Source organism: Roseateles sp. T103 (assembly GCF_057219915.1).
In genome coordinates this window covers 1-21,171 of record NZ_JBXVVS010000005.1, presented here as the reverse complement: position 1 = coordinate 21,171, position 21,171 = coordinate 1, and the positions used below count along the sequence as shown (strand labels likewise).

The window sequence follows — 21,171 nt, the reverse complement described above, 5'->3', positions numbered from 1 at the left end:
GGCGCACGTTCACAGTGGAATCGTGAGACGGATCACGGTTCCCCAGCCCGGGCCGGACTCGACCAGACACTGGCCGTGCATCTGCTTGGCGCGTGACTTCATGCCGGCCATGCCATGGCCCTTGTCCAGTCGGCCATCAATCTCGGTCGATATGCCCTGGCCGTTGTCCTGAATGACCACCTGGAAGTCGCTGTCCAGCACATTGCAGCTGATCGTGCAGTGCGTCGCGCCGCTGTGCTTGATGATGTTGTTCACTGACTCTCGCAGGATGCGCGTGGTCTGCACATAGGTGCGCGCTGGCAGCGTGTGCTCCACGTCTTCGGCGGGCGACTTCCACTCGGCCAGGATGTTGGCCTGCGAGAGCCGCGACACCGCCTCGGCGCGCCAGTCGCCCAGAGCGTCGATCAGCTGCACCGGCTTGCCGGTGAGACCGCGCACCGACAGGCGCATCTCTTCAAGCGCCTCGCGCGCCAGCGTCGAGATGCGGTCGGACTCGCTGGTGTGCACGATGGTCAGCAGCTTGGCGCCGAGGTCGTCGTGCAGATCGGCGGCAATGCGCTTGCGTTCTCGCTCGGTGACCTGTTCGAGACGTTGCTCGGCCGCCTCGACGAAGCGCCGCTCCATCGCTTCCACCTGCTCCTGATGATCCTGCTCCAACTGCCTGAGTTGCGCCTCGGCATCGCCCTGCTGGCGCACGCAAAGCGTCAGGGCATGCAGGCCCAGGCCGAGCAGCAGCAAGGTCTGCAGCGTGGCGGCGATCTGTTCGCCTTGTGCCCAGATATGCCACCAGGCAAGCAGATTGCAGCCAGCCACTCCCAGCGCACCGGCGAGAAGCAGGGCCATCCACAGCCGGTCGCGGCGGGCTTGCGCATCGGGTGCCTGGCGCTGCAGGTCCTGGCTGCGCAGGCGCAGCTGCCAGGCGATGACGCCCAGTGCCTGAGCCGCCAGCAGTGCAGTCCAGGCATGTTCCAGCGAGGCTTGGCCGGCGGGTGCGGTGAGCTGGTGGCTCAAGGGCACAGCCAGCAGCTGCAGCCACAGCGCCAGGTCCAGCCATGCCCGATGCCAGCCGACGATGCCGAGCAGATAACGCACCAGACCCAGCAGCTGCAGCGCATGCAGCGCCCCGATCAGTGCGGGCATACCCGGCAGCGCGTGGTCGTGGGCCAGTGCGGCCTGCGCCGCACTGGCCAGCATCAGCAGCGCGAGCCAGGGCAGCTCGCGTTCGCGTCGGTGCAAGTGCGACAGCAGGCCGAGGACCAGTGCCATGGCCAGCACCATGCCGCTCAGCCAGGCCGGCAGCGCTGCCGGCCAGCGCAAGGCGCCGGCCGGCGCGTCCTGTGCCCAGGTCAGAAGCGGCAGGCCCAGCGCCAGGGCCACGGCCAGCGCGGCGCGGCTCATTGTTCCGATTTGCATGACCGGCGATTGTGCAGGCCAGCCCGGCGCGATGGACCGGTGTAGCTGTGCGTCGGTGGGGCGACAATGTGACTTTGCACACTGCCAGGCCAGGAGAAGGAAGCGCGCCGTGATCATCCGACTGTCATTTACGCCCCTGGACAACGCGCGCCTGGCACATCTGTGCGGTACGCTGGACGAGCATCTGCGCAGCATCGAGGCCGCGCTGGACTTGCGCATCACGCGCCGCAACGAGCAACTGCGCCTGGACGGCCCCAAGGCCGCTGCCGAGCGCGCGCGCACGCTGCTGGAGGCGCTGTACGAGCGGGCCAAGAAGCCGATTGCCGCCGAAGCCCTGCAACTGGCCCTGGCCGAGGCCCAGGCCGACCTGGCCGGCAGTGCAGCCGCACGCGTCGCCCCGACGGCCCCCAACGAAGGTCTGGTCCTTCGCACGCGTCGCGCCGATCTCGCCGGCCGCACGCCCAACCAGCATCAGTACCTGGCGCAGATCCTTTCGCACGACATCACCTTCGGCATCGGTCCGGCGGGCACCGGCAAGACCTATCTGGCGGTGGCCTGCGCGGTCGACGCGCTGGAACGCTCGACGGTGCAGCGCATCATCCTGACGCGCCCGGCCGTCGAGGCCGGCGAGCGCCTGGGCTTTCTGCCCGGCGACCTGGCGCAGAAGGTCGATCCCTATCTGCGCCCGCTCTACGACGCTCTCTACGATTTGATGGGCTTCGACCGCGTCACCAAGGCCTTCGAGAAGGGCCTGCTGGAGATCGCGCCGCTGGCCTTCATGCGCGGGCGCACGCTCAACCATGCCTTCGTCATCCTCGACGAGGCTCAGAACACCACGCCCGAGCAGATGAAGATGTTCCTCACCCGCATTGGCTTCGGCAGCAAGTGCGTGGTGACCGGCGACGTCAGCCAGATCGACCTGCCCAAGGGCCAGATGAGCGGGCTGGTCGATGCCGAGCGCGTGCTCTCGCGTGTCAAGGGCATCGCGACGACGCGCTTCAGTTCCGCCGACGTCGTGCGCCATCCGCTGGTGGCGCGCATCGTCGAGGCCTACGAGAAACGCACTGCGGCGCAGGCCAAGGCCGCCGAACGCGCCAAGGGAGCTGAGCAATGAGCATCGCCCGCGAAGACCTGAGCCTGTCCTTGCAGTTCGCCGATGCCCGCCACAAGGCACTGTTGCCGCGCCACAAGGTCGCGCGCTGGATCCGTGCGGCGCTGGAGCTGCCGGGCGAGATCGCGGTACGCATCGTCGATGCCGAGGAGGGGCGCACGCTCAACCGCGATTACCGCAGCAAGGACTACGCGACCAATGTGCTGACCTTCGACTACAGCCACGAGCCGGTGGTCGGCGCCGATCTGGTCATCTGTGCCGAGGTCGTCGAGCGCGAGGCGCAGGAGATGCGCATTCCGGTGGTCGACCATTACGCGCACATGCTGGTGCATGGCACCCTGCATGCACAGGGTTACGACCACGAGGACGATGCCGAAGCCGAGGTGATGGAAGCGCGCGAGAGCGAGATCATGCGCGCCCTTGGCTTCGCCGATCCGTACGCAGGTCGAGACTGAGGTACACCAAGCCCCTTGACACAGCGGAGTCCGAGGATCTGGCTGTGCCGGTCCTGCGGACTCGCCCCCATGAAGGGGCGCGCGTCAGCGTGTAGGGGGTGGTCCTACCTCAGCGCTGTGTGCCCAGGTAGCGCTTGCGCCAGAAGAACAGCCCCAGCCCCAGGCCCAGTGCAGCCATCAGGCCTACCGCGATCCAGAAGCCGGTGGCGCGGTGGATCAGCGGCAGCGTGTCGAAGTTCATGCCGAAGATGCCGGTGATCAGGTTCAGCGGCAGGAAGATCGCGGTCAGCACGGTCAGCGTGCGCATGATGGTGTTGGTGCGATGGCCCAGTGCGGAGAAATGCATCTGCACCGCCGACTCGACCGAGTTCTCAAGGCGGCGCACATGCGAGAGCACGCGCTCCACATGTTCGAGCACATCGCGCGAACGCACGCGCAGCAGCTCGCGCTCGCGCTGCTGCTGCGCATCGTCCGCGGTAGGCCAGTCGGCCAGCACGTCCAGCCACTCCTGCATTGCGCTGCGCTGATCCTCGCAGATGTCTTCCAGCAGGTGCAGCGCATTGCGCGCGTCGAGCAGCAGCTGCCAGTCGGCGAAGCGGCTGCGCGGCGCCAGCAGCGCCTGCTGCAGCCTGCCCAAGTGGCGGCTGAGCAGGCGGCGCAGCGCCAGATAGCTGTCGACGATGTGGTTGACCATGCGCAGCATCAGCTCGGCCGGGCTGCTGGGCAGGCGCGCGCTGCCGCGGAAGTCGGCGCCTTGGGCTAGCTTGCCCAGACGTGTCGCGAAGAATTCGCGCACCAGACAGTCCTCAGGATGCACGCTGAGCAGCACCCGGTCGAACACCGCAAATCCCACCGGGCTCGTGTCGATCTCGTCAAGCACGCGCTGCTCCGCTTGCAGCGTGCCGGCGCCGGCTTCGTCGGGCGCTGCCGGCTCGCTGCCCGCTGCGGCGGCCAGGCGCCGGAACACCAGCAGGTCGTACCAGGACGTGTAGTCGAAATGCGAGGGCAGCTGCGGATTGAGCAGGTCGGAGACATGCAGATCGACGAGCTGTCCGCCGGTCCAGCGCTGCAGCGCCGTCTGCACCTCGGCGATGCGCGGCGCAAGCGACTCGCGCGCGCAACCCAGCCACAGATAGCCCTCGGGGGGCAGTGTGGCCGGCAGCCCGTCCAGTTCGACGAAACGCTCGCCCTGGACGTGGAAGATGCGCATCAGGCCTTTTTGAGCAGACGTGCCACTTCGAGCGCGAAGTAGGTCAGGACGCCATCCGCGCCGGCGCGTTTGAAGGCCAGCAGCGATTCCATCATCACCGCATCGTGGTCCAGCCAGCCGTTGGCGGCCGCGGCCTTAAGCATCGCGTACTCGCCGCTGACCTGGTAGGCGAAGGTCGGCACCCGAAACTCGTCTTTCACACGGCGCACGATGTCCAGATACGGCATGCCGGGCTTGACCATCACCATGTCGGCGCCTTCGGCGATGTCCAGCGCCACCTCGCGCAGCGCTTCGTCGCTGTTGGCCGGGTCCATCTGGTAGGTCTTCTTGTCGGCCTTGCCCAGGTTGGCCGCCGAGCCCACCGCATCTCGGAAGGGACCGTAGAAGGCGCTCGCGTATTTGGCGCTGTAGGCCATGATGCGGGTGTGGATGTGGCCGCCCGCCTCCAGCGCCGCACGAATCGCACCCACCCGGCCGTCCATCATGTCGCTGGGCGCGACGATGTCCACGCCGGCCTGGGCCTGGACCAGCGCCTGGCGGGCCAGAATTTCCACCGTCTCGTCGTTGAGGATGTAGCCCTTGTCGTCGAGCACGCCGTCCTGCCCGTGGCTGGTGAAGGGATCCAGCGCCACGTCGGTGAGGATGCCCAGTCCCGGCACCTTCTCCTTGAGTGCGCGTACCACGCGCGGCACCAAGCCGTCGGGATTGGTGGCCTCGCGGCCATCGGGTGTCTTCAGTGTGACGTCGATCACAGGAAACAGTGCCAGCGCCGGGATGCCCAGCATGACGCACTCCTCGGCCACCGGGATCAGTCGGTCCAGGCTCAGTCGTGCGACACCGGGCATGGAGGCCACCGGCTCGACCTTGTCCACGCCCTCATGAACGAAGACCGGCAGGATCAGGTCGCTGGCGCTGACGGTGTTCTCGCGCACCAAGGCGCGGGTGTAGGCGTCGCGACGCAGGCGGCGTGGACGGCTGGCGGGATAGGGGGCGGGGATGAAGGCCTGGCGAGACAAGATGGGCTCCGGTATCTGGGCGGGGACGCCTTTGGCGTGTGCCGAACTGCGCGGACTACGCAACTTCCCGTAGAGACGGGCTCGACGCGATACTGCTAAAATCAGTCCCGGATGATATCCGCAAGGGTGTTGTCCCCTGCTTTTCCTCCCTGAGCAGGAGCCTTGACGTGATGACAGCGAAAAGGCTTTCCAGCCCTGGCCTCATGGCCGGGGCTTTTTTTCGCCCAGTCGCCGCGGCAGGCGCTCAGGCCGGGCACGTATGATGCCCCGATGCTCTGGATCAAAGCCTTCCACATCGTCTTCGTGGCGTCCTGGTTCGCGGGCCTGTTCTACCTGCCGCGGATCTTCGTGAACCTGGCGATGGTGCCGTCCGACAGCCATGCCGAGCGCGAGCGCCTGCTGCTGATGGCGCGCAAGCTCTACAAGTTCATGGTCATCCTGATGATCCCGGCCCTGGTGCTGGGCCTATGGATGTGGTGGCTGAATTTCGACGGCTTCAACCGCGGCTGGCTGCACGCCAAGCTGGCGCTGGTGGTGCTGGTGATCGGCTACCAGCATGTCTGCAAATCCATCCTGCGGCAGTTCGAGCAGATGAGCAATCGCCGCAGCCATCGCTGGTTCCGGGTCTTCAACGAGATCACGGTGCTTCTGTTCATGGCCATCGTGGTGCTCGCCGTCGTCAAGCCGTTCTGATCATGAGGCGCAGCCGGCCGCTGGACTTCGCGCCGCGCCGGCGCAGCACGGCCAGCCCGCTGGCCTTCGCCTATGTGCTGCTGATCGTCTATGCCAGTCTTTATTCCTTCGCTGCCTGGCAATGGCCTCCAGGCGTTGCGGGCATGGGCCTGCTGCATCTGCCCTGGCCGCGCTACACCGGCACGCTGGACATCCAGCTCAACCTGATCGGCTACATGCCGCTGGGGCTGCTGCTGTACGCCGCCGGTGTGCGCAGCGGCTGGCGTGCGTCGCGTAGCCTGATCTGGGCTGTCGTATTGCCGGCCTTGCTGTCCTACACGATGGAGTGCCTGCAGTACTTCGTGCCGGGCCGTGTCCCTTCGGCGCTGGACTGTCTGCTCAACAGCGTGGGGGCGGCCTTGGGTGCGCTCGGCGGGCTGCTGTTGCATCATCTGGGTGGGCTGAACGGCTGGCACGACTGGCGCGAACGCTGCTTCGTACCGCATAGCGCCGGCGCCCTCGCCATGCTGGCGCTGTGGCCCTTGGGTCTGCTGTTTCCGCCACCCGCGCCGCTGGGCCTGGGACAGTTGCTGCCGCGGCTGCAGCTTGGGCTGGCTCAGCTGCTGGCCGGCACGCCCTGGGACCTGCAACGCGAGGGCGCCTTCCTCGCTGCGCCGCTGCCGCTCGCACCCGGGTTGGAGTCGCTGGTCACCGCGCTGGGCCTGCTGTCTCCCTGCCTGCTACTGCTCTCGGTGGCGCGCCCCGGCGAGCGCCGCCTGGTCCTGGTGCTGGCGACCTGCCTGCTCGGCGTGCTGGCGACCGGCATTTCGACGGCGCTGAACTTCGGCCCTCAGCACATCTGGGCCTGGCTGACGCCGAGCAGCGGCGCGGGCCTGCTGCTGGGGCTGGTGCTGGCGGTGGCGATGTGTCTGTTCTCTCGTCGTGTCAGCGCTGCATGGGGTGTGTTGGCGACGACGGTGCTGATCGCGCTGGTGAGCGGCGCGCCGACCGATCCTTACCTGGCGCAGAGCATCGCCGGCTGGGAGCAAAGCCGCTATATCCATTTCTACGGCCTGGCGCAGTGGCTGGGCTGGCTGTGGCCCTTCGGCGTGCTGGTGCTGCTGCTGACGCAGCTCGGCAAGCGCGAGTTCTGACGCGTGCCGCCACGGGTGCTTCGATAGGCCCACAGCGGCGGCGGCTCAGGCCGGCTGCCTACAATCGCGGCATGAGCTACTACCAGCGCCACATCTTTTTCTGCCTGAATCAGCGCGACAACGGCGAAGCCTGCTGCGCTCCGCATGGCGCGCAACAGGCCTTTGACCACTGCAAGGCCAAGGTGCGCGACCTGGGCCTGGCGGGGCCTGGTGGCGTGCGTGTCAACAAGGCAGGCTGTCTGGATCGCTGCGCCGGCGGTCCGGTGGCGGTGGTCTACCCGGATGCGACCTGGTACACGTATGTGGACCAGAGCGATATCGACGAGATCGTCGAGCAGCACCTGAAGAACGGCCAGGTGGTCGAGCGCCTGGTGCTGCCTCCGAACGTCGGTCGCTGAGCGTGCAGCGCCTGCCGTGAACGCCCAGACCCAGAAACAGCTGGTCGCCGGACCGGCGGGATCGATCGAGTGTGCGATCGACCTGCCGCCGGGCGGCCAGGCGCCGCGCGGTGTGGCGGTGGTCTGCCACCCGAATCCCACCCAGGGGGGCACGATGGACAACAAGGTCGTGCAGACCCTGGCCCGTGCTTTCGTTCAACTGGGCTACCGCACCGTGCGCTTCAACTTCCGTGGCATCGGTGCCTCGGCCGGCGGCTGGGATGAGGGCCGCGGCGAGGTCGACGATGCGCTGGCGGTGATCGAAGCCTTTCGCGAGGCGGGCGCGCCGCTGGTGCTCGCCGGCTTTTCCTTTGGCGGCTACGTCGCCTCGCGCGCAGCACAGCGCCTGTCCGCCGATGCACCGGCGGAGCGCCTGGTGCTGGTCGGCCCGGCGACGAGCCGCTTCGACACCGCGGCCGTGCCGCCCGACACCCTGGTCATCCATGGCGAGACGGACGAGGTGGTGCCGCTGGCATCGGTGCTCGACTGGGCGCGACCGCAATCGCTGCCGGTGGTCGTGGTGCCCGGCGTCGGTCATTTCTTCCATGGCAAGCTGCCCTTGCTGAAGGACATCGTGCTGCGCAACTGGCAGGCCTGACGGGCGGTGCCCGCGGCCTTGATTTCTGCCTACTTTCCCTTAGGTTCCCTGAGATGAAGCGTTTCATTGCCTTGCTGCTGGCTGCGGCCAGCGCCACCCATGCCTGGGCCCAGGCCCCGCAGCCGCCCGAAATCGCGGCGCGCAACTACTTGCTGCTCGACGTCACCGCCAATCAGGTGCTCGCCGAGCGCGAGGCCGACCAGCCGCAGGATCCGGCCTCGCTGACCAAGCTGATGACGGCCTACATCGTTTTCGGCGCCTTGCGCGACAAGAAGCTGACGCTGGACCAGCAGTTGAGCGTCTCGCAGCGCGCCTGGGACGAGCGCAAGGGCGATCCCTCGCTGATGTTCATCGACACCACGATGCGGCCCAAGGTCGATGAGCTGCTACGCGGCATGATCATCCAGTCGGGCAACGACGCGTCGGTCGCGCTGGCCGAGGGCGTGGCCGGCTCGGTGGAGAACTTCGTCGCGATGATGAACCGCCAGGCCAAGGCCTGGGGTCTGAAGAACACCGAGTTCAGGAACGTCACCGGCATGACCGAGCCGGGGCACAAGAGCAGCGCGCGCGACCTCGCGGTGATCGCCGCCAACCTGGTACGCGACTTCCCGCAGTTCTACGGCTACTACTCGCAACGCGAGTACACCTACAACAAGATCCGCCAGCACAACCGCAACCTGCTGCTGGGCCGCGATCCCAGCGTCGACGGCATGAAGACCGGCTACACCGAGGCAGCCGGCTACTGCCTGATCGCCAGCGCGCAGCGCGACTTCCCCAACGGCAAGCGCCGTCTGCTCAGCGTCGTGCTGGGCACGGCATCGCGCGAGGCGCGTGCCGCCGAGAGCCAGAAGCTGCTCAATTGGGGCTATTCCGCCTTCGAGTCGATCCGCCTGTTCGACAAGGGCCAGGCCATCGCCACCGTGCCGGTGTGGAAGGGCGCCGCGCCGGAGGCCAGGCTGGGCGCCGCGGACGCGGTGTTCGTCGCGGTGCCGCGCGGCGAAGGCGGCAAGCTTGCCAGCCGCCTGGAGCGCACCGACCCGCTGGTGGCGCCGCTGACCCAGGGGCAGCGTGTCGGCACGCTGAAGGTCAGCACCGCCAGCGGCGCGCCGGTGGCCGACATCCCGGTGATCGTGCAGCAGGATGTGCCGCTGGCCGGCATTTTCGGCCGCGCCTGGGATGCGATTCGGCTCTGGATCAAGTAAAGCGCCATATGCAGGGGCTAAGCTCGGGCCTTGTCGCAACCTTGAGCAGCAGGAGAAGCGCATGACCATCGCCTTGCCCGAAGTTCAGTGCTATCTGAACGGTGACTATGGCCCGCTGGCCGAGGCCAAGGTCTCGGCAATGGACCGCGGCTTCATCTTCGGCGACGGCGTGTACGAGATGATCCCGGTCTATGGCGGGCGGCTGTTCCGCTTCGAGGCGCATATGGAGCGGCTGGAGCGCAGCCTGGCCAAGCTGCGCATCGAGCCGCCGCTGACGCGCAGCGAATGGCTGGCGATCGCACGCCGACTGGTCGCGGCGCTGCCGGCGGCCGATCAATGGGTCTATCTGCAGGTCACGCGCGGCGTCGCCCCGCGCAATCATGTGATGCCCGAGGGGCTCACGCCCACCGTGTTCTGCTACAGCGTCGCGGCCGAGCCGGTGTCGGCCGAGCAGCGCCACCACGGCGTGGCCTGCGTGACGGCGCGCGACTTCCGCTGGGAGCGCGGCGACATCAAGAGCATCTCGCTGCTGGGCAATGTGCTGGCGCGCCAGATCTCGGCGGATCAGGGGGCGGCGGAGACCATCATGTTCCGCGACGGCCACCTGACTGAAGCTTCGGCCTCGAATGTCTGGATCGTCAGGGAAGGCGCGTTGCTCGGCCCGCCCAAGAGCGAGCATGTGCTCGAAGGCGTGCGCATCGAACTGCTGCGCGAGCTCTGCGAGGAATGCGGTATCGGCTTCAATCTGCGGCCGATTGCCGAGGACGAGCTGATGAGCGCCGATGAGGTGCTGCTCAGCTCGGCGACCAAGGAAGTGCTCGCGGTGACCACGCTGGACCATGAGCCTGTGGGCCACGGCGCGCTGCGCGGCAAGCCGGGCCCCGTGTATGCACGGCTTTACGAAGCCTACCAACGTGCCAAGCTGCTGCAGTCCATCTGAGCCGGCGCGCGAGAACCCATCATGAATCGACCGATACCGCCCGAAGAATCGCTGATCGAGTACCCCTGCCGCTTCCCGATCAAGGTGATGGGCGCGAACGTGGAGGGCTTCATCGATGCGATCGCCTACGTGGCCCGGGGCTTCGACCCGGACTTCGATCCGGCCACCATCGAGCAGCGCCCGAGCAAGGGCGGCAACTACCTGGGTCTGACCGTCACCGTGCTGGTCACCAGCCGCGAGCAGCTCGACGAGCTCTACCGCACACTGACGACGCACCCGATGGTCAAGGTCGTGCTCTGAGCCGGCGATGATCGTCAAGATGCTGGGGCGTGTCGACTATGCGCCCACCGAAGCGGCGATGCGCGCCTTCACCGAGGCGCGCAGCGAGGACAGCCCCGACGAGCTGTGGATCTGCGAGCATCCGCCCACCTACACCCAGGGCCTGGCCGGCAAGGCCGAGCATGTGCTGAACCCGGCGGGCATCCCCATCGTGCAGACCAACCGCGGCGGCCAGGTGACCTACCACGGGCCTGGACAGGTGGTGGCCTATCCGCTGGTCAACCTGCAGCGCCTGGGCGTCTACGTTCGCGAGTACGTATTCCGGCTGGAGACGGCGGTGATTCAGACGCTGGAGAGCTTTGGCGTCACCGGCCACCGCGTCGCCGGCGCGCCCGGCATCTATGTGCGGCTGGAGGATCCCTTCTCGCATGCGGCGCTCACTGGCCCGGCGCCGGCGGACGATCCCTTCCGCGGCCTGGGCAAGGTCGCGGCCCTGGGCATCAAGATCAGCCGTCACTGCAGCTACCACGGCGTGGCGCTGAACGTGGCGATGGATCTGCAACCCTACGCCGGCATCAACCCTTGCGGCTATGCCGGGATGCAGACGGTGGACCTCGCTACACTTCAAGTCTTCACCGATTGGCCCACCGTGGCCCAGCGCTTCGCCGACCGCCTGGTCGCCCAGCTGACGCGCTGACCTCTCCTGCAGACGGGGCGCATTCCATGCCGACCGAGAACATCACCCACGAAGCCAAGAGCGGCGAGGCCTATGACGCCAGCGCCAAACAGAAGGCCCAGGCCAAGACCGCGCGCATCCCGATCAAGGTGGTGCCGGCGGAGACGCTGAAGAAGCCCGACTGGATCCGCGTGAAAGCCGGGTCGCCGAGCACGCGCTTCTACGAGATCAAGCAGATCCTGCGCGAGCACAAGCTGCACACGGTCTGCGAGGAGGCCTCCTGCCCGAACATCGGCGAATGCTTCGGCAAGGGCACGGCCACCTTCATGATCATGGGCGACAAGTGCACGCGTCGCTGCCCCTTTTGCGACGTGGGCCATGGCCGTCCGGATCCGCTGGACGCCGACGAGCCGCTCAATCTGGCCAAGACCATCGCGGCGCTGAAGCTCAAGTATGTGGTGATCACCAGCGTGGATCGCGACGACCTGCGCGACGGCGGCGCCGGCCACTTTGCCGAGTGCATCAGCAGGGTCCGTGAGCTCAGTCCGCAGACACAGATCGAGGTGCTGGTGCCCGACTTCCGCGGACGCATGGACCGCGCGCTGGAGATCCTCAAGGCCGCCCCGCCGGACGTGATGAACCACAACCTCGAGACCGCGCCGCGCCTGTACAAGGAAGCGCGCCCGGGCTCGGACTACCAGTTCAGCCTGAACCTGCTGAAGCGCTTCAAGGAAGAGGTGCCGGGCGTGCCGACCAAGAGCGGCATCATGGTCGGCCTGGGCGAGACCGACGAGGAGGTGTTGCAGGTGATGCGCGACATGCGCGCGCACGACATCGACATGCTGACCATCGGCCAGTACCTGGCGCCCTCGGGCCACCACCTGCCGGTGCGCCGCTATGTGCACCCGGACACCTTCAAGATGTATGAGGCCGAGGCCTACAAGATGGGCTTCACCCATGCGGCTGTCGGGGCGCTGGTGCGGTCCAGCTACCACGCCGACCAGCAGGCGCACGCGGCGGGCGTGAGCAGCGGCGGCTGAGCGCTGCAGCGGGCCTAAGCGAAACGAGCCGCTTCGAGCGGCTCGTTGGCTTTCAATGCGGGCGTCGGTTCAGCTTTCCGCCAGCAGCTTCTCGACCAGCGCGTGCAGCTGCGGGAAGTCCGGCATGCCCACGTAGCGTTTGACGATCTGGCCGCGCTTGTCGATCAGCACTGTCGTCGGCGTCAGCTGGATGTCGCCGAAGCGCCGGGCGATCTCGCCGGTGTTGTCGATCGCGACGCCGAAGGGCAGCTTGCGGCTTTCGGCGAAGCGCGCCACATAGGCCGGCGGGTCGTAGCTCATCGCCACGGCCAGGGTGTCGAAGCCGCGCGCCTTGAATTTCTCGTGCGTGGCGACGATCTCGGGCATCTCCAGCACGCAAGTGGCACAGCTGGTGGCCCAGAAGTTCACCAGCACCACCTTGCCCCGCCACTGCGAGGACTGGTGTTGGCTGCCGTCGAGCAGCACATAGTCGACCGTCGGCGCGGGCGGCCGCACGGCGAGGCTGTTGTAGGCCAGCACGCCGGCCACGGCCAGACCGGCGACGACGAGCAGCGGGGCAGCGAATCGGGGCAGCTTCATAAGGCCTGCAGTTTAGGCCAGCGCGACCAAGTGGGCCGTGCCGCAGTGCTATTGCCCCGCCGCCGGCCGGCCCGCTCACATGCCGCGCGAGAGTTCGAACAGCAGTACCGAGGGGAGTGCGTCGCCCAGATGGGCGCGTGAGATGCGCGCCATGCGCTCGCCGGTGGCGGTGGACAACTGCGTCAGGTGATCCATGTCCAGCACCTCGACGAAGCAGAACTCCGGCACCTCGTGCAACAGCTCCTGGCGCAGCAGGTCGAAGGCTGGACCGCGCTGCGCAGTCTCGAAGACGATGCCGTGCGGCAAGCCCTCCAGGCAGAACTGGCTGGCCTCGTTCATGTCGCTGACCATGTCGATGATCAGACCCATGTGCTTGACCGCGTCCTGAATCTGCGCGCGCAGATCGCGTCGCGGCGTGACGACCAGCAGGTGGCTGCCGGCCAGCGGCTTGGAGTTCAGCGTGGTGGTGGGCGCCCCCTCGGCTTCCCGGCTGCGCTCGGCGGGGCGATCCGCAGCACGCTCGAGCGGACGGTCGACGGCCCGTTCGCCGGCTGGCGAAGGCGCGCTCGTCCCGGCCACACCATCCTCGCCGACCGTCTGGGGGAACTCCAGTGTCAGCACGGTGAGGCCGCCATCGTCTTCGCGCAGCGGCAGCACGCCCATGGTCAGCGCGGTCTGTTCGAGCAGGCGCCAGGCCAGCGAGTTCAGCGACGGCGGCGTCGGCGCCGGCTTCAGGTTGTCCAGCATGTCCAGCGAGCGGTGCGCGAAGCGGCACACCAGCCGCGCCTTCGCCGGCCAGGGTGTGAGGTCCAGGCGCAGATCCACCGACGAGTGCGTGCTGGTGAGCGCCCAGTCCATCAGCGCGTTGAGCAGCGCGAACAGCAGCGAGCCGTCGGCCATCACCTCCACCGGCTTGAGCACCTGACGGACCTGGATGCCGCGCGCCTGCGTCTCGCGGCTGCGCTGCGCCAGCACGCTGCGCAGCAGCTGGGTGAGGTGGATGCGCTCGCGCGCCAGCTTGACGCGGCCCGAGGCCAGGCGGGCCAGCTGCTGACCCATCATGCCGGCTTCGCGCGCATGGGCCACGGCCTCGCGCAGCGAGCGCAGGCCCTGCCGGTCGATCTGACCGGTGACCATCAGGTTGTGGATGCGCTCCAGCGCCGAACTCAGCGGCCCGGCGATCTCCGCGCCGATCTGCTGCACGATGTCCGCCCATTGGGCGTGGTTGGGCCCCTGCGCCACATCGTTGGCGGCGCCGGCAAGCTTCACGGGCGGGCTTGGGGGCTGGTTGGACATCGGACGCGCAGAGAAGGACAGGGGCTCCAACGGGAGTTGTTGTTCGGCTTTGTGTACTTAGAGTCCGGTCATGGCGCCGGGTCTGAGGCGGTCGCCATGGTCGGTTTTGGGGTGTCCGAGCGTCCATCCCCCGGATCGGGGGCAACACCTAGACGGGTGCGACCGGCGTATCGTCGGCTGCGCACTTTGTCACGGAAGCACCGTTTGCGCCGCCTATCTGCGGGGCATGCCGCCCGGGCGCTCAGGCCACGATGCCGCGCTCGCGCAGCGCGGCAATGCGCTCGGCGCTCAGTCCGGCGGCGGTGAGGATCTCGTCGCTGTGTTGGCCCAGCAGCGGCGGCGCATGCCTGTAGCTGACCGGCGTGGCCGAGAGCTTCATCGGGCTGGCGACCAGCTTGAGACGGTCGCTCAACGGATGAGCCATTGCCACCGTCATGCCGCGCTCCTGGGCCTGCGGGTCGGCAAAGGCCTCGGCCAGGTTGTTGATCGCGCCGCAAGGCACCTTGGCGGCTTCGAGAGCCGCCAGCCACTCGGCGCGCGGCCGCTTGGCGATCTCGGCGGCGATGTCGGGCACCAGCAGCTCACGGTTGCGCACCCGATCGGCATTCTTCGCGAAGCGCGGGTCGGCGGGCCAGTCGGGCCGGCCGGCGATCTCCGCGAACTTGGCGAACTGGCCGTCATTGCCGACGGCCAGGATCAGGTGGCCGTCGCTGGCGGCGAAGACCTGATAGGGCACGATGTTCTGGTGCGCATTGCCCATGCGCTTGGGTGCGACACCGGTGCACAGGTAGTTGGAGCCCAGATTGGCCAGCATGGCCAGTTGCGTGTCCAGCAGCGCCATGTCGATCACCTGGCCCTGGCCGGTGCGGTCGCGGTGGCGCAGCGCGGCGAGGATGGCCACGGTGGCATACATGCCGGTGAACAGGTCGGCCACCGCCACGCCCACCTTCTGCGGGCCGCCGCCGGGCAGGTCGTCGCGCTCGCCGGTGACGCTCATCAGCCCGCCCATGCCCTGCACCGCGTAGTCGTAGCCGGCGCGATCCTTGTAGGGGCCGGTCTGGCCGAAGCCGGTGATCGAGCAGAACACCAGGCGCGGGTTCAGGGCATGGAGGCTGTCGGCATCGAGCCCGTAGCGGGCCAGGTCGCCGACCTTGAAGTTCTCCACCAGCACGTCCACTTGCATCGCCAGCTCGCGTATCAAGGCCTGACCCTCGGGCTTGGCGATGTCGATCGCGATCGAGCGCTTGTTGCGGTTGGCGCCCAGGTAGTAGGCCGCCTCGCTGGTGTCGCGACCCTCGCCGTCGCGCAGATAGGGCGGGCCCCAGGCGCGGGTGTCGTCGCCGCTGCCGGGGCGCTCGACCTTGATTACGTCGGCGCCGAGGTCAGCCAGGGTTTGCGTGCACCAGGGGCCGGCGAGCACGCGGGACAGATCGAGCACACGCACGCCGTCGAGCGCGCCGGGGGCAAGGGAGGCGGATGAGGTCTGCATGGCGCTGATTGTCCGTCACGGTCTGGCCGGCAGGCCGCCGAGCCGGCGCCGATAATCGGCTGATGATTCCCTGTGCATCGCGCGCCTGTCGCCTGGCTTTGCTGTTCGGCGCGACCCTCATGCTTGTCGGATGCTCGCCCAGGCTGGATTGGCGCGAGGTGCGCCCTGACGACGCCGGCCTGGCGCTGATGTTCCCCTGCAAGCCTGCGGTGCAGACGCGCGAGCAGCCCGGGCCTGCCGCTTCGGCGCCGACGGAAGGGCCGCGGGCCCTGGGCCTGGCGGTGTGTCAGGCGGACGACATCAGCTTCTCGCTGGCCTGGGCCGAGGTCGGCGATCCGGCCCAGCTGGGCGTGGCACTGCGCGAGATGCGCACCTCGCTACTGTCTCGTCTGCAGGCGCAGGCCGGATCGACCCAGGCGTTCACAATGCAAGGCATGACGCCGAACGACGAGGCCCTGCAGCAAAGCTTCGAGACGATGTCCGGCGGCCAGCTGCGCGAGGGGCGTGTCGCCGTGTTCGCTCGGGGCTTGCGCATCTACCAGCTGGTGCTGCTGGGCGCGCGCACCGGCGCTGAGGCGCAGCCCTGGGACAGTTTCGTTGGCGGTGTCCGGCTCGTCCCATGAGCGTCGGGCTTGGCGACGCGCGGCCATTGCCGCTTTTCCTGAGCTTTGCCTTCGCCTACTTCCTGTCGGCCCTGCTGCGTGCCGTGACAGCGACGCTGGCGCCGGTGTTCAGCGCAGAGATCGGTTTGCAGGCGGCAGAGCTGGGGCTGCTGGCCGGAGCCTACTTCCTTGGTTTCTCCGTCATGCAGCTGCCATTGGGCAGTGCGCTGGATCGCTGGGGCCCGAAGCGGGTGTTGCTGATCCTGCTGGGCATCGGCGTGGCGGGATGCGCCGGCTTCGCGATGGCCCAGGGCTTCAGCGCCATGCTGATGACACGCATGCTTGTGGGGGTGGGTGTCTCGGCCTGCCTGATGGCGCCCTTGACTGCGTTTCGGCAGCGCTTCAGTCCCGAGCAGCAGTTGCGCGCCAATTCCTGGATGCTGATGACAGGCTCGCTGGGCATGGTGGCCTCCACGTTGCCGGTGCAGTGGCTGCTGCCGCTGATGGGCTGGCGGGGGCTGTTCTGGCTGCTGGCGGCGCTGCTGGCACTCGCGTGGTGCGTGCTGCTGGTCAGGGTGCCCGCTGATCCGCGACCCGAGCTGGGCCTGCGCGCGACTGGCAGCTATCGGGAAGTGTTCGCCCACCCGGTATTCCGCCGCATGCTGCCGCTGGGCCTGCTGCCTTATGCCGGCATGGTGGCCGTGCAGTCGCTGTGGGCCGGCCCCTGGCTGACGCGAGTCTGCGGCTGGAGTCAGATCGACGCGGCGCGCGGGCTTTTCTTCCTCAACCTGGCGATGCTGTGCACCTTCTTCGCCTGGGGCGCGCTGATGCCCCGTCTGCTGGCTGGCGGCTGGGATGCGCAGCGCTTGCTGCGACGCCTGCTGCCCGTGGCGATCGCGCTGCTGGTGCTCGCACTGTCGCTGGGCTCGCACAGCGGTGTCTGGGCCTGGGTGCTGTTCTGCGCCGCCTGCTCGGTGGTCAGCCTGTCGCAGCCGGCTGTGGCCCAGGTCTTTCCTGCCGCACTGGCTGGCCGTGCCTTGTCGGCCTTCAACCTGGCGATCTTCGTCGGCGTCTTCATTGTGCAGTGGGGGGTGGGCCTGCTCGTCGACGCCTTGCTCGCCAGGGGCTGGACGACCGAGGCCGCCTTCCAGGGGGCCTTCGGCGCGTTGGCGGTGGGCTGCGTCCTGGCTTACCTCTGGTTCGTCTGGCCGCAGCGGCAGCCCGGGCGCGACGGCGGATAATGGCGGCACGATGACCGGCCTGCTGTTGATTGCCCATGCGCCACTGGCTTCCGCCTTGCGGGAGGTGGCCCAGCACACCTATCCCAACTGTCTTTCGCAGCTGGCGGTGCTTGATGTGACGCCGGAGATGTCTGCCGAGGAGGTGGAGGCGCGCGCGCGCGGGCTGCTGGCCTCGGCGGGCTTTGTCGACACGCTGGTGCTGACCGATGTGTTCGGCGCCACGCCCTGCAATGCCGCGCAGCGGCTGCAGGACCTCAGCGCCGGACATGTGCGCGTGGTCAGTGGCGTCAATGTGCCGATGCTGTGGCGCTCGCTGTGCTACGCCGCCGAGCCGCTGGAGGCTCTGGCCGAGCGTGCGCGCGAGGGTGGCAGCCGCGGCATCGTGGCGTCGGAACAGCTGCCTGTCTGCGCCGCCGCCTGCAACCCTCACCCTTCTGCCTAGCCCAGATGCTCAAGTCCACGCTCACTATCAGCAACAAACTGGGCTTGCATGCCCGCGCCTCGGCCAAGCTGACCAAGCTGGCCGGCGGCTTCCAGTGCGAGGTCTTCCTCAGTCGTAACGGCCGGCGCGTCAATGCCAAAAGCATCATGGGCGTGATGATGCTGGCAGCCGGCATGGGCTCGCAGGTGGAACTGGAGACCGATGGGGCCGACGAGGCGGCCGCCCAGCAGGCAATCACTGCGCTGGTCAATGACAAGTTCGGCGAGGGCGAGTAAGGCTCATGGCCAGGGCGGTGCCCGCCCGGGGTGTCAACCGAGGAAGTGTTTGCGGTAGCGTGCCGGCAGATCGGCGATCTGCATCATCAGCGGCAGGTCGGCGGTGTTGAAGTCCGGGTCCCAGGCTGGCGCGCCCAGCACGCGAGCACCGCAGCGCAGATAGCCCTTGATCAGCGGCGGCGGCTCGACGGGCAGGTCGCGCCGCAGCTCACCAACCGGCAGAGCCAGGTGCGGGCGAACGCGCCATTCGTCAGCGGCCATCTGCGTTTTGCTGAGGTTCTCCCACAGGCTCGCCGCATAGTGGCCGCCATCGCGCATGCTGATGCTGGCGCAGCCGACCATGATGTCCAGACCATTGCGGACCATGAACTCGGCCAGTGCGCCCCACAGCGCCATGATCGCGCCGCCGGAACGATGGTCAGGGTGCACGCAGGAGCGGCCCAGCTCGACGATGCGCGGGCGCAGTGCCGCCAGAGGTGTCAGATCGAACTCGGTCTCGCTGTAGAGACCGCCGGCGCGCCCGGCTGCCGCAGGGGTCAGCACGCGGTAGGTGCCGATCACCGGGCCGCTGCTGCCGTCACTGGCGGTCAGGCGTACCAGCAGGTGTTCGCAGAAGGCGTCGAAGCGGTCGACGTCCAGGCCGGCAGGGGTGCCGGCCGGAGGGCTGAGCCGGGCGCCCATCTCCTCGGCGAAGACGAAGTGCCTCAGCCGCTGCGCTTCGCGGATCTCTTCTTCAGTGCGGGCCCAGGCCACAGCCAGCCCAACTTTCGAGGCCACATCGTGCCCATGAAGTGACCTCCGTGGTGCTGAATCTGGGCGCAGTTCGGAGAAGGGCAGGGTGGGCAGCGGGATATCCCTCATGGCAACCTCGGCTAGCTTGGACGCCTTTCATGCTCGTGCTTGCAGGTGACGGCCGCATGACTGGGATGTGACGCCTGGATGAAGCGGCTGCGCTGCTACAGTCGCCGCATGAGCTTCCAAGTCTTCGGCATCCCTGTGTCGAGCGGCGTGGCCATCGGGCGCGCTGTGCTGGTGGCGTCCAGCCGTGTCGACGTAGCGCACTACTTCATCGATGAGGCCAGCGTGCCCGCCGAGATCGAGCGCTGCCTTCGGGCACGCGACGAAGTCGTGCGCGAGCTTGAGACCTTGAAGCAGGATCTTCCTGAAGATGCGCCGCATGAGCTGGCTGCTCTCCTCGATGTTCACCTGATGCTCTTGCATGACGAGGCGCTTTCGGGGGCAACCAAGCAGTGGATTGTCGAGCGCCACTACAACGCCGAGTGGGCGCTGTCTGCGCAGCTCGAGGTTCTTGCGCGTCAATTCGACGAGATGGAGGACGACTACCTCCGCGAGCGCAAAGCCGATTTGGAGCAAGTGGTGGAGCGGGTTCTCGGTGCGCTTGCGCGCGAGCAAGGCAAGAGCCCTCAGGGCCAGCCAGCCATCGGGCAGCGAGACTTCGCTGGCGAGGATCCATTGCTGCTGGTCGCAGCCGACATTGCGCCTGCCGACATGATGCAGTTCAAGCGCAGCGTCTTTCAGGGCTTCGTCACCGACATTGGTGGCAGAACCTCGCACACCGCCATCGTCGCGCGCAGCATGGATATCCCGGCCGTTGTGGGGACCCGCGAAGCGTCGCGCCTGATCCGGCAGGACGACTGGGTCATCATCGATGGCGATGTCGGTGCGGTGATCGTGAATCCATCCCCCATCGTGCTGGAGGAATACCGCTTCCGTCAGCGCCAAAGCGAGCTGGAGCGCGCCCGCTTGGCCAGATTGCGCCACACCCCGGCGATAACGCTGGATGGCGAGCGTGTTGAGCTGCAAGCCAACATTGAGTTGCCTGGCGACGCCGCAGCTGCGGTTGAGGCGGGCGCGACTGGGGTTGGCCTTTTCCGTAGCGAGTTCCTCTTCATGAACCGAGGCGGCGAGCTGCCTGGTGAGGATGAGCAGTTCGAGGCTTACCGCGCGGCCGTGGAGGCCATGCAGGGCATGCCGGTCACGATACGAACGGTCGACATCGGTGCGGACAAGCCACTGGATCGCATGAGTCCGAGTGAGCTGCGTCACGAGCATGTGCTCAATCCCGCGATGGGCTTGCGCGCGATCCGGTGGAGCCTTGCAGAACCAAGCATGTTCAGACAGCAGCTGCGCGCCATCTATCGCGCCAGCGCTTTCGGCCAGGTCAGGCTGTTGATCCCCATGGTGGCGCATCTCGCCGAAATCCGCCAAGTGATCGAGGCGATGAAGCGCGTGCAGCAGCAGCTCAACGATGCCGGTCAGGCCTATTCACATGTGGCCTTGGGCGTGATGATCGAGATTCCTGCCGCGGCAGTGATGCTCCCGCTGCTGCTCAGGCACGTGGACTTTGTCTCCATTGGTACCAATGACCTGATCCAGTACACACTGGCCATTGATCGGGCAGATGAGACGGTGGCTCATCTATATGACCCTTGGCATCCCGCTGTGCTGCAGCTGATTGCTTCAACCATCGCGCAGGCGCGCGCTGCGGGAAAGCCAGTCAGCGTCTGCGGCGAGATGGCAGGAGACGCTGAGTTCACCGATCTCCTGCTGGCAATGGGGCTGCGCAGCTTCTCTATGCACCCCTCTCAGATCCCCTCGGTGAAGCAGCGCGTCCTGCGTGCCGATAGTGCCAAGCTGGCTGGCGCCCTGCCGATCATCCTCGCCAGTGAAGATCCAAGGGAAGCCGCTCGACAGGCGCTTGGGGTCGGCCTGCAGGCCGCGGGAAGATTTTTTCACTGACTGCTTTCCCAAGTGCTTCAACTCTTGTGCTACAGTGGCGGGCTTCGCTGCTGACAGCGCTCCTTGGAGACGGGGTGCGGCTGCTGCGAGGCGAAGGTGGTGAGAACGGTGACAGCAGGCGCTGCGAAACTTTCAGAAGTTTTCAAAAACGCTTGACGAATTGAAAAGAATTCAGTCATAATTCGATTCTTCGCTGATCACTGATTGGCGACGCGAAAGACAGTAGTTGATCGCGATGTTCTTTAAGAATTCACAGCCGATAAGCGTGGGCGTTTGAAGGCGAG

At 67.3% G+C, this 21,171-nt stretch carries 22 protein-coding genes and 1 pseudogene; 16 read left to right on the top strand and 7 right to left on the bottom strand.

The genetic code is table 11. The annotated features are described in order from the left end of the window. Positions 1-9 precede the first annotated feature (9 nt). A pseudogene (locus tag AC2EBS_RS14620) lies at positions 10-621 on the bottom strand (sensor histidine kinase); the annotation flags it as partial. Positions 622-1,522: 901 nt separating this feature from the next. On the opposite strand from AC2EBS_RS14620, the gene AC2EBS_RS14615 reads away from it, so the two are divergent. Both AC2EBS_RS14615 and ybeY read left to right on the top strand, forming a co-directional pair. Next, positions 1,523-2,527: a PhoH family protein gene (locus tag AC2EBS_RS14615; protein WP_484729170.1), complete on the top strand. Its 1,005-nt coding sequence runs from the start codon at positions 1,523-1,525 to the stop codon at positions 2,525-2,527. Between the two features lie 2 nt (positions 2,528-2,529). Next, on the top strand, positions 2,530-2,979 hold the full coding sequence (gene ybeY, locus AC2EBS_RS14610) for an rRNA maturation RNase YbeY (protein WP_484729450.1): 450 nt from the start codon (positions 2,530-2,532) through the stop codon (positions 2,977-2,979). A gap of 109 nt (positions 2,980-3,088) precedes the next feature. Here the strand turns inward: ybeY and AC2EBS_RS14605 are convergent, their stop codons facing one another. Both AC2EBS_RS14605 and hemB read right to left on the bottom strand, forming a co-directional pair. Further along, complete coding sequence (locus AC2EBS_RS14605; protein WP_484729169.1) at positions 3,089-4,189, bottom strand: magnesium transporter CorA family protein; 1,101 nt, start codon at positions 4,187-4,189, stop codon at positions 3,089-3,091. Then, positions 4,189-5,205 carry a porphobilinogen synthase gene (gene hemB, locus AC2EBS_RS14600; RefSeq protein ID WP_484729168.1) on the bottom strand — a complete coding sequence of 339 codons (1,017 nt, stop codon included), beginning with the start codon at positions 5,203-5,205 and terminating at the stop codon, positions 4,189-4,191. Before hemB ends, AC2EBS_RS14605 begins: the two co-directional genes overlap by 1 nt. Positions 5,206-5,475: 270 nt before the next feature. Here hemB and AC2EBS_RS14595 point away from each other — a divergent pair, with 270 nt between their 5' ends. The 9 genes from AC2EBS_RS14595 to lipA all read left to right on the top strand — a co-directional run bounded on the left by AC2EBS_RS14595 (position 5,476) and on the right by lipA (position 12,203). After that, positions 5,476-5,898, top strand: coding sequence for a CopD family protein (locus tag AC2EBS_RS14595; protein ID WP_484729167.1), 423 nt, complete (start codon positions 5,476-5,478; stop codon positions 5,896-5,898). A 2-nt stretch (positions 5,899-5,900) separates the two neighbouring features. Next, complete coding sequence (locus tag AC2EBS_RS14590) at positions 5,901-7,031, top strand: VanZ family protein (protein ID WP_484729166.1); 1,131 nt, start codon at positions 5,901-5,903, stop codon at positions 7,029-7,031. Positions 7,032-7,102: 71 nt separating this feature from the next. After that, the gene (locus AC2EBS_RS14585) at positions 7,103-7,429 is read left to right on the top strand and encodes a (2Fe-2S) ferredoxin domain-containing protein (RefSeq protein WP_484729165.1); all 327 of its coding nucleotides are present in this window, start codon (positions 7,103-7,105) and stop codon (positions 7,427-7,429) included. A gap of 16 nt (positions 7,430-7,445) precedes the next feature. After that, a complete protein-coding gene (locus AC2EBS_RS14580) occupies positions 7,446-8,066 on the top strand; it encodes an alpha/beta hydrolase (protein WP_484729164.1) in 621 nt (206 codons plus the stop codon). Positions 8,067-8,119: 53 nt separating this feature from the next. Beyond that, complete coding sequence (locus tag AC2EBS_RS14575; protein ID WP_484729163.1) at positions 8,120-9,268, top strand: D-alanyl-D-alanine carboxypeptidase family protein; 1,149 nt, start codon at positions 8,120-8,122, stop codon at positions 9,266-9,268. Between the two features lie 61 nt (positions 9,269-9,329). Next, positions 9,330-10,208 (top strand): D-amino acid aminotransferase, encoded by an 879-nt coding sequence (locus tag AC2EBS_RS14570; protein WP_484729162.1) that lies wholly within the window; start codon positions 9,330-9,332, stop codon positions 10,206-10,208. A 21-nt stretch (positions 10,209-10,229) separates the two neighbouring features. Continuing rightward, positions 10,230-10,508 carry an HP0495 family protein gene (locus AC2EBS_RS14565; RefSeq protein ID WP_484729161.1) on the top strand — a complete coding sequence of 93 codons (279 nt, stop codon included), beginning with the start codon at positions 10,230-10,232 and terminating at the stop codon, positions 10,506-10,508. Positions 10,509-10,515: 7 nt separating this feature from the next. Then, complete coding sequence (gene lipB / locus AC2EBS_RS14560) at positions 10,516-11,184, top strand: lipoyl(octanoyl) transferase LipB (RefSeq protein ID WP_484729160.1); 669 nt, start codon at positions 10,516-10,518, stop codon at positions 11,182-11,184. Between the two features lie 26 nt (positions 11,185-11,210). Continuing rightward, on the top strand, positions 11,211-12,203 hold the full coding sequence (gene lipA / locus AC2EBS_RS14555; RefSeq protein WP_484729159.1) for a lipoyl synthase: 993 nt from the start codon (positions 11,211-11,213) through the stop codon (positions 12,201-12,203). 69 nt (positions 12,204-12,272) lie between these two features. On the opposite strand, the gene AC2EBS_RS14550 is transcribed toward lipA, so the two are convergent. The 3 genes from AC2EBS_RS14550 to AC2EBS_RS14540 all read right to left on the bottom strand — a co-directional run bounded on the left by AC2EBS_RS14550 (position 12,273) and on the right by AC2EBS_RS14540 (position 15,567). Further along, positions 12,273-12,782 carry a TlpA family protein disulfide reductase gene (locus tag AC2EBS_RS14550; RefSeq protein WP_484729158.1) on the bottom strand — a complete coding sequence of 170 codons (510 nt, stop codon included), beginning with the start codon at positions 12,780-12,782 and terminating at the stop codon, positions 12,273-12,275. A 75-nt stretch (positions 12,783-12,857) separates the two neighbouring features. Continuing rightward, positions 12,858-14,051 (bottom strand): hypothetical protein, encoded by a 1,194-nt coding sequence (locus AC2EBS_RS14545; RefSeq protein ID WP_484729157.1) that lies wholly within the window; start codon positions 14,049-14,051, stop codon positions 12,858-12,860. Positions 14,052-14,319: 268 nt separating this feature from the next. Then, entirely contained in the window at positions 14,320-15,567 is a 1,248-nt protein-coding gene (locus AC2EBS_RS14540; protein ID WP_484729156.1) for a CaiB/BaiF CoA transferase family protein, read from the bottom strand. A 158-nt stretch (positions 15,568-15,725) separates the two neighbouring features. Between AC2EBS_RS14540 and AC2EBS_RS14535 the strand changes: the two genes are divergently transcribed. The 4 genes from AC2EBS_RS14535 to AC2EBS_RS14520 are packed head-to-tail and all read left to right on the top strand — an operon-like array spanning position 15,726 to position 18,127. Further along, entirely contained in the window at positions 15,726-16,190 is a 465-nt protein-coding gene (locus AC2EBS_RS14535; RefSeq protein WP_484729155.1) for a hypothetical protein, read from the top strand. After that, entirely contained in the window at positions 16,187-17,410 is a 1,224-nt protein-coding gene (locus AC2EBS_RS14530) for an MFS transporter (protein WP_484729154.1), read from the top strand. Before AC2EBS_RS14535 ends, AC2EBS_RS14530 begins: the two co-directional genes overlap by 4 nt. A 10-nt stretch (positions 17,411-17,420) precedes the next feature. Further along, positions 17,421-17,852, top strand: a complete 432-nt coding sequence (locus AC2EBS_RS14525; protein ID WP_484729153.1) for a PTS sugar transporter subunit IIA — start codon at positions 17,421-17,423, stop codon at positions 17,850-17,852. 5 nt (positions 17,853-17,857) lie between these two features. Beyond that, positions 17,858-18,127: an HPr family phosphocarrier protein gene (locus tag AC2EBS_RS14520; RefSeq protein ID WP_484729152.1), complete on the top strand. Its 270-nt coding sequence runs from the start codon at positions 17,858-17,860 to the stop codon at positions 18,125-18,127. A gap of 33 nt (positions 18,128-18,160) precedes the next feature. Here AC2EBS_RS14520 and AC2EBS_RS14515 read toward each other — a convergent pair whose 3' ends face one another. Further along, entirely contained in the window at positions 18,161-18,988 is an 828-nt protein-coding gene (locus AC2EBS_RS14515) for a GNAT family N-acetyltransferase (protein WP_484729151.1), read from the bottom strand. Between the two features lie 108 nt (positions 18,989-19,096). Between AC2EBS_RS14515 and ptsP the strand changes: the two genes are divergently transcribed. After that, on the top strand, positions 19,097-20,887 hold the full coding sequence (gene ptsP, locus AC2EBS_RS14510; protein WP_484729150.1) for a phosphoenolpyruvate--protein phosphotransferase: 1,791 nt from the start codon (positions 19,097-19,099) through the stop codon (positions 20,885-20,887). The last annotated feature ends 284 nt before the right edge of the window (positions 20,888-21,171 follow it).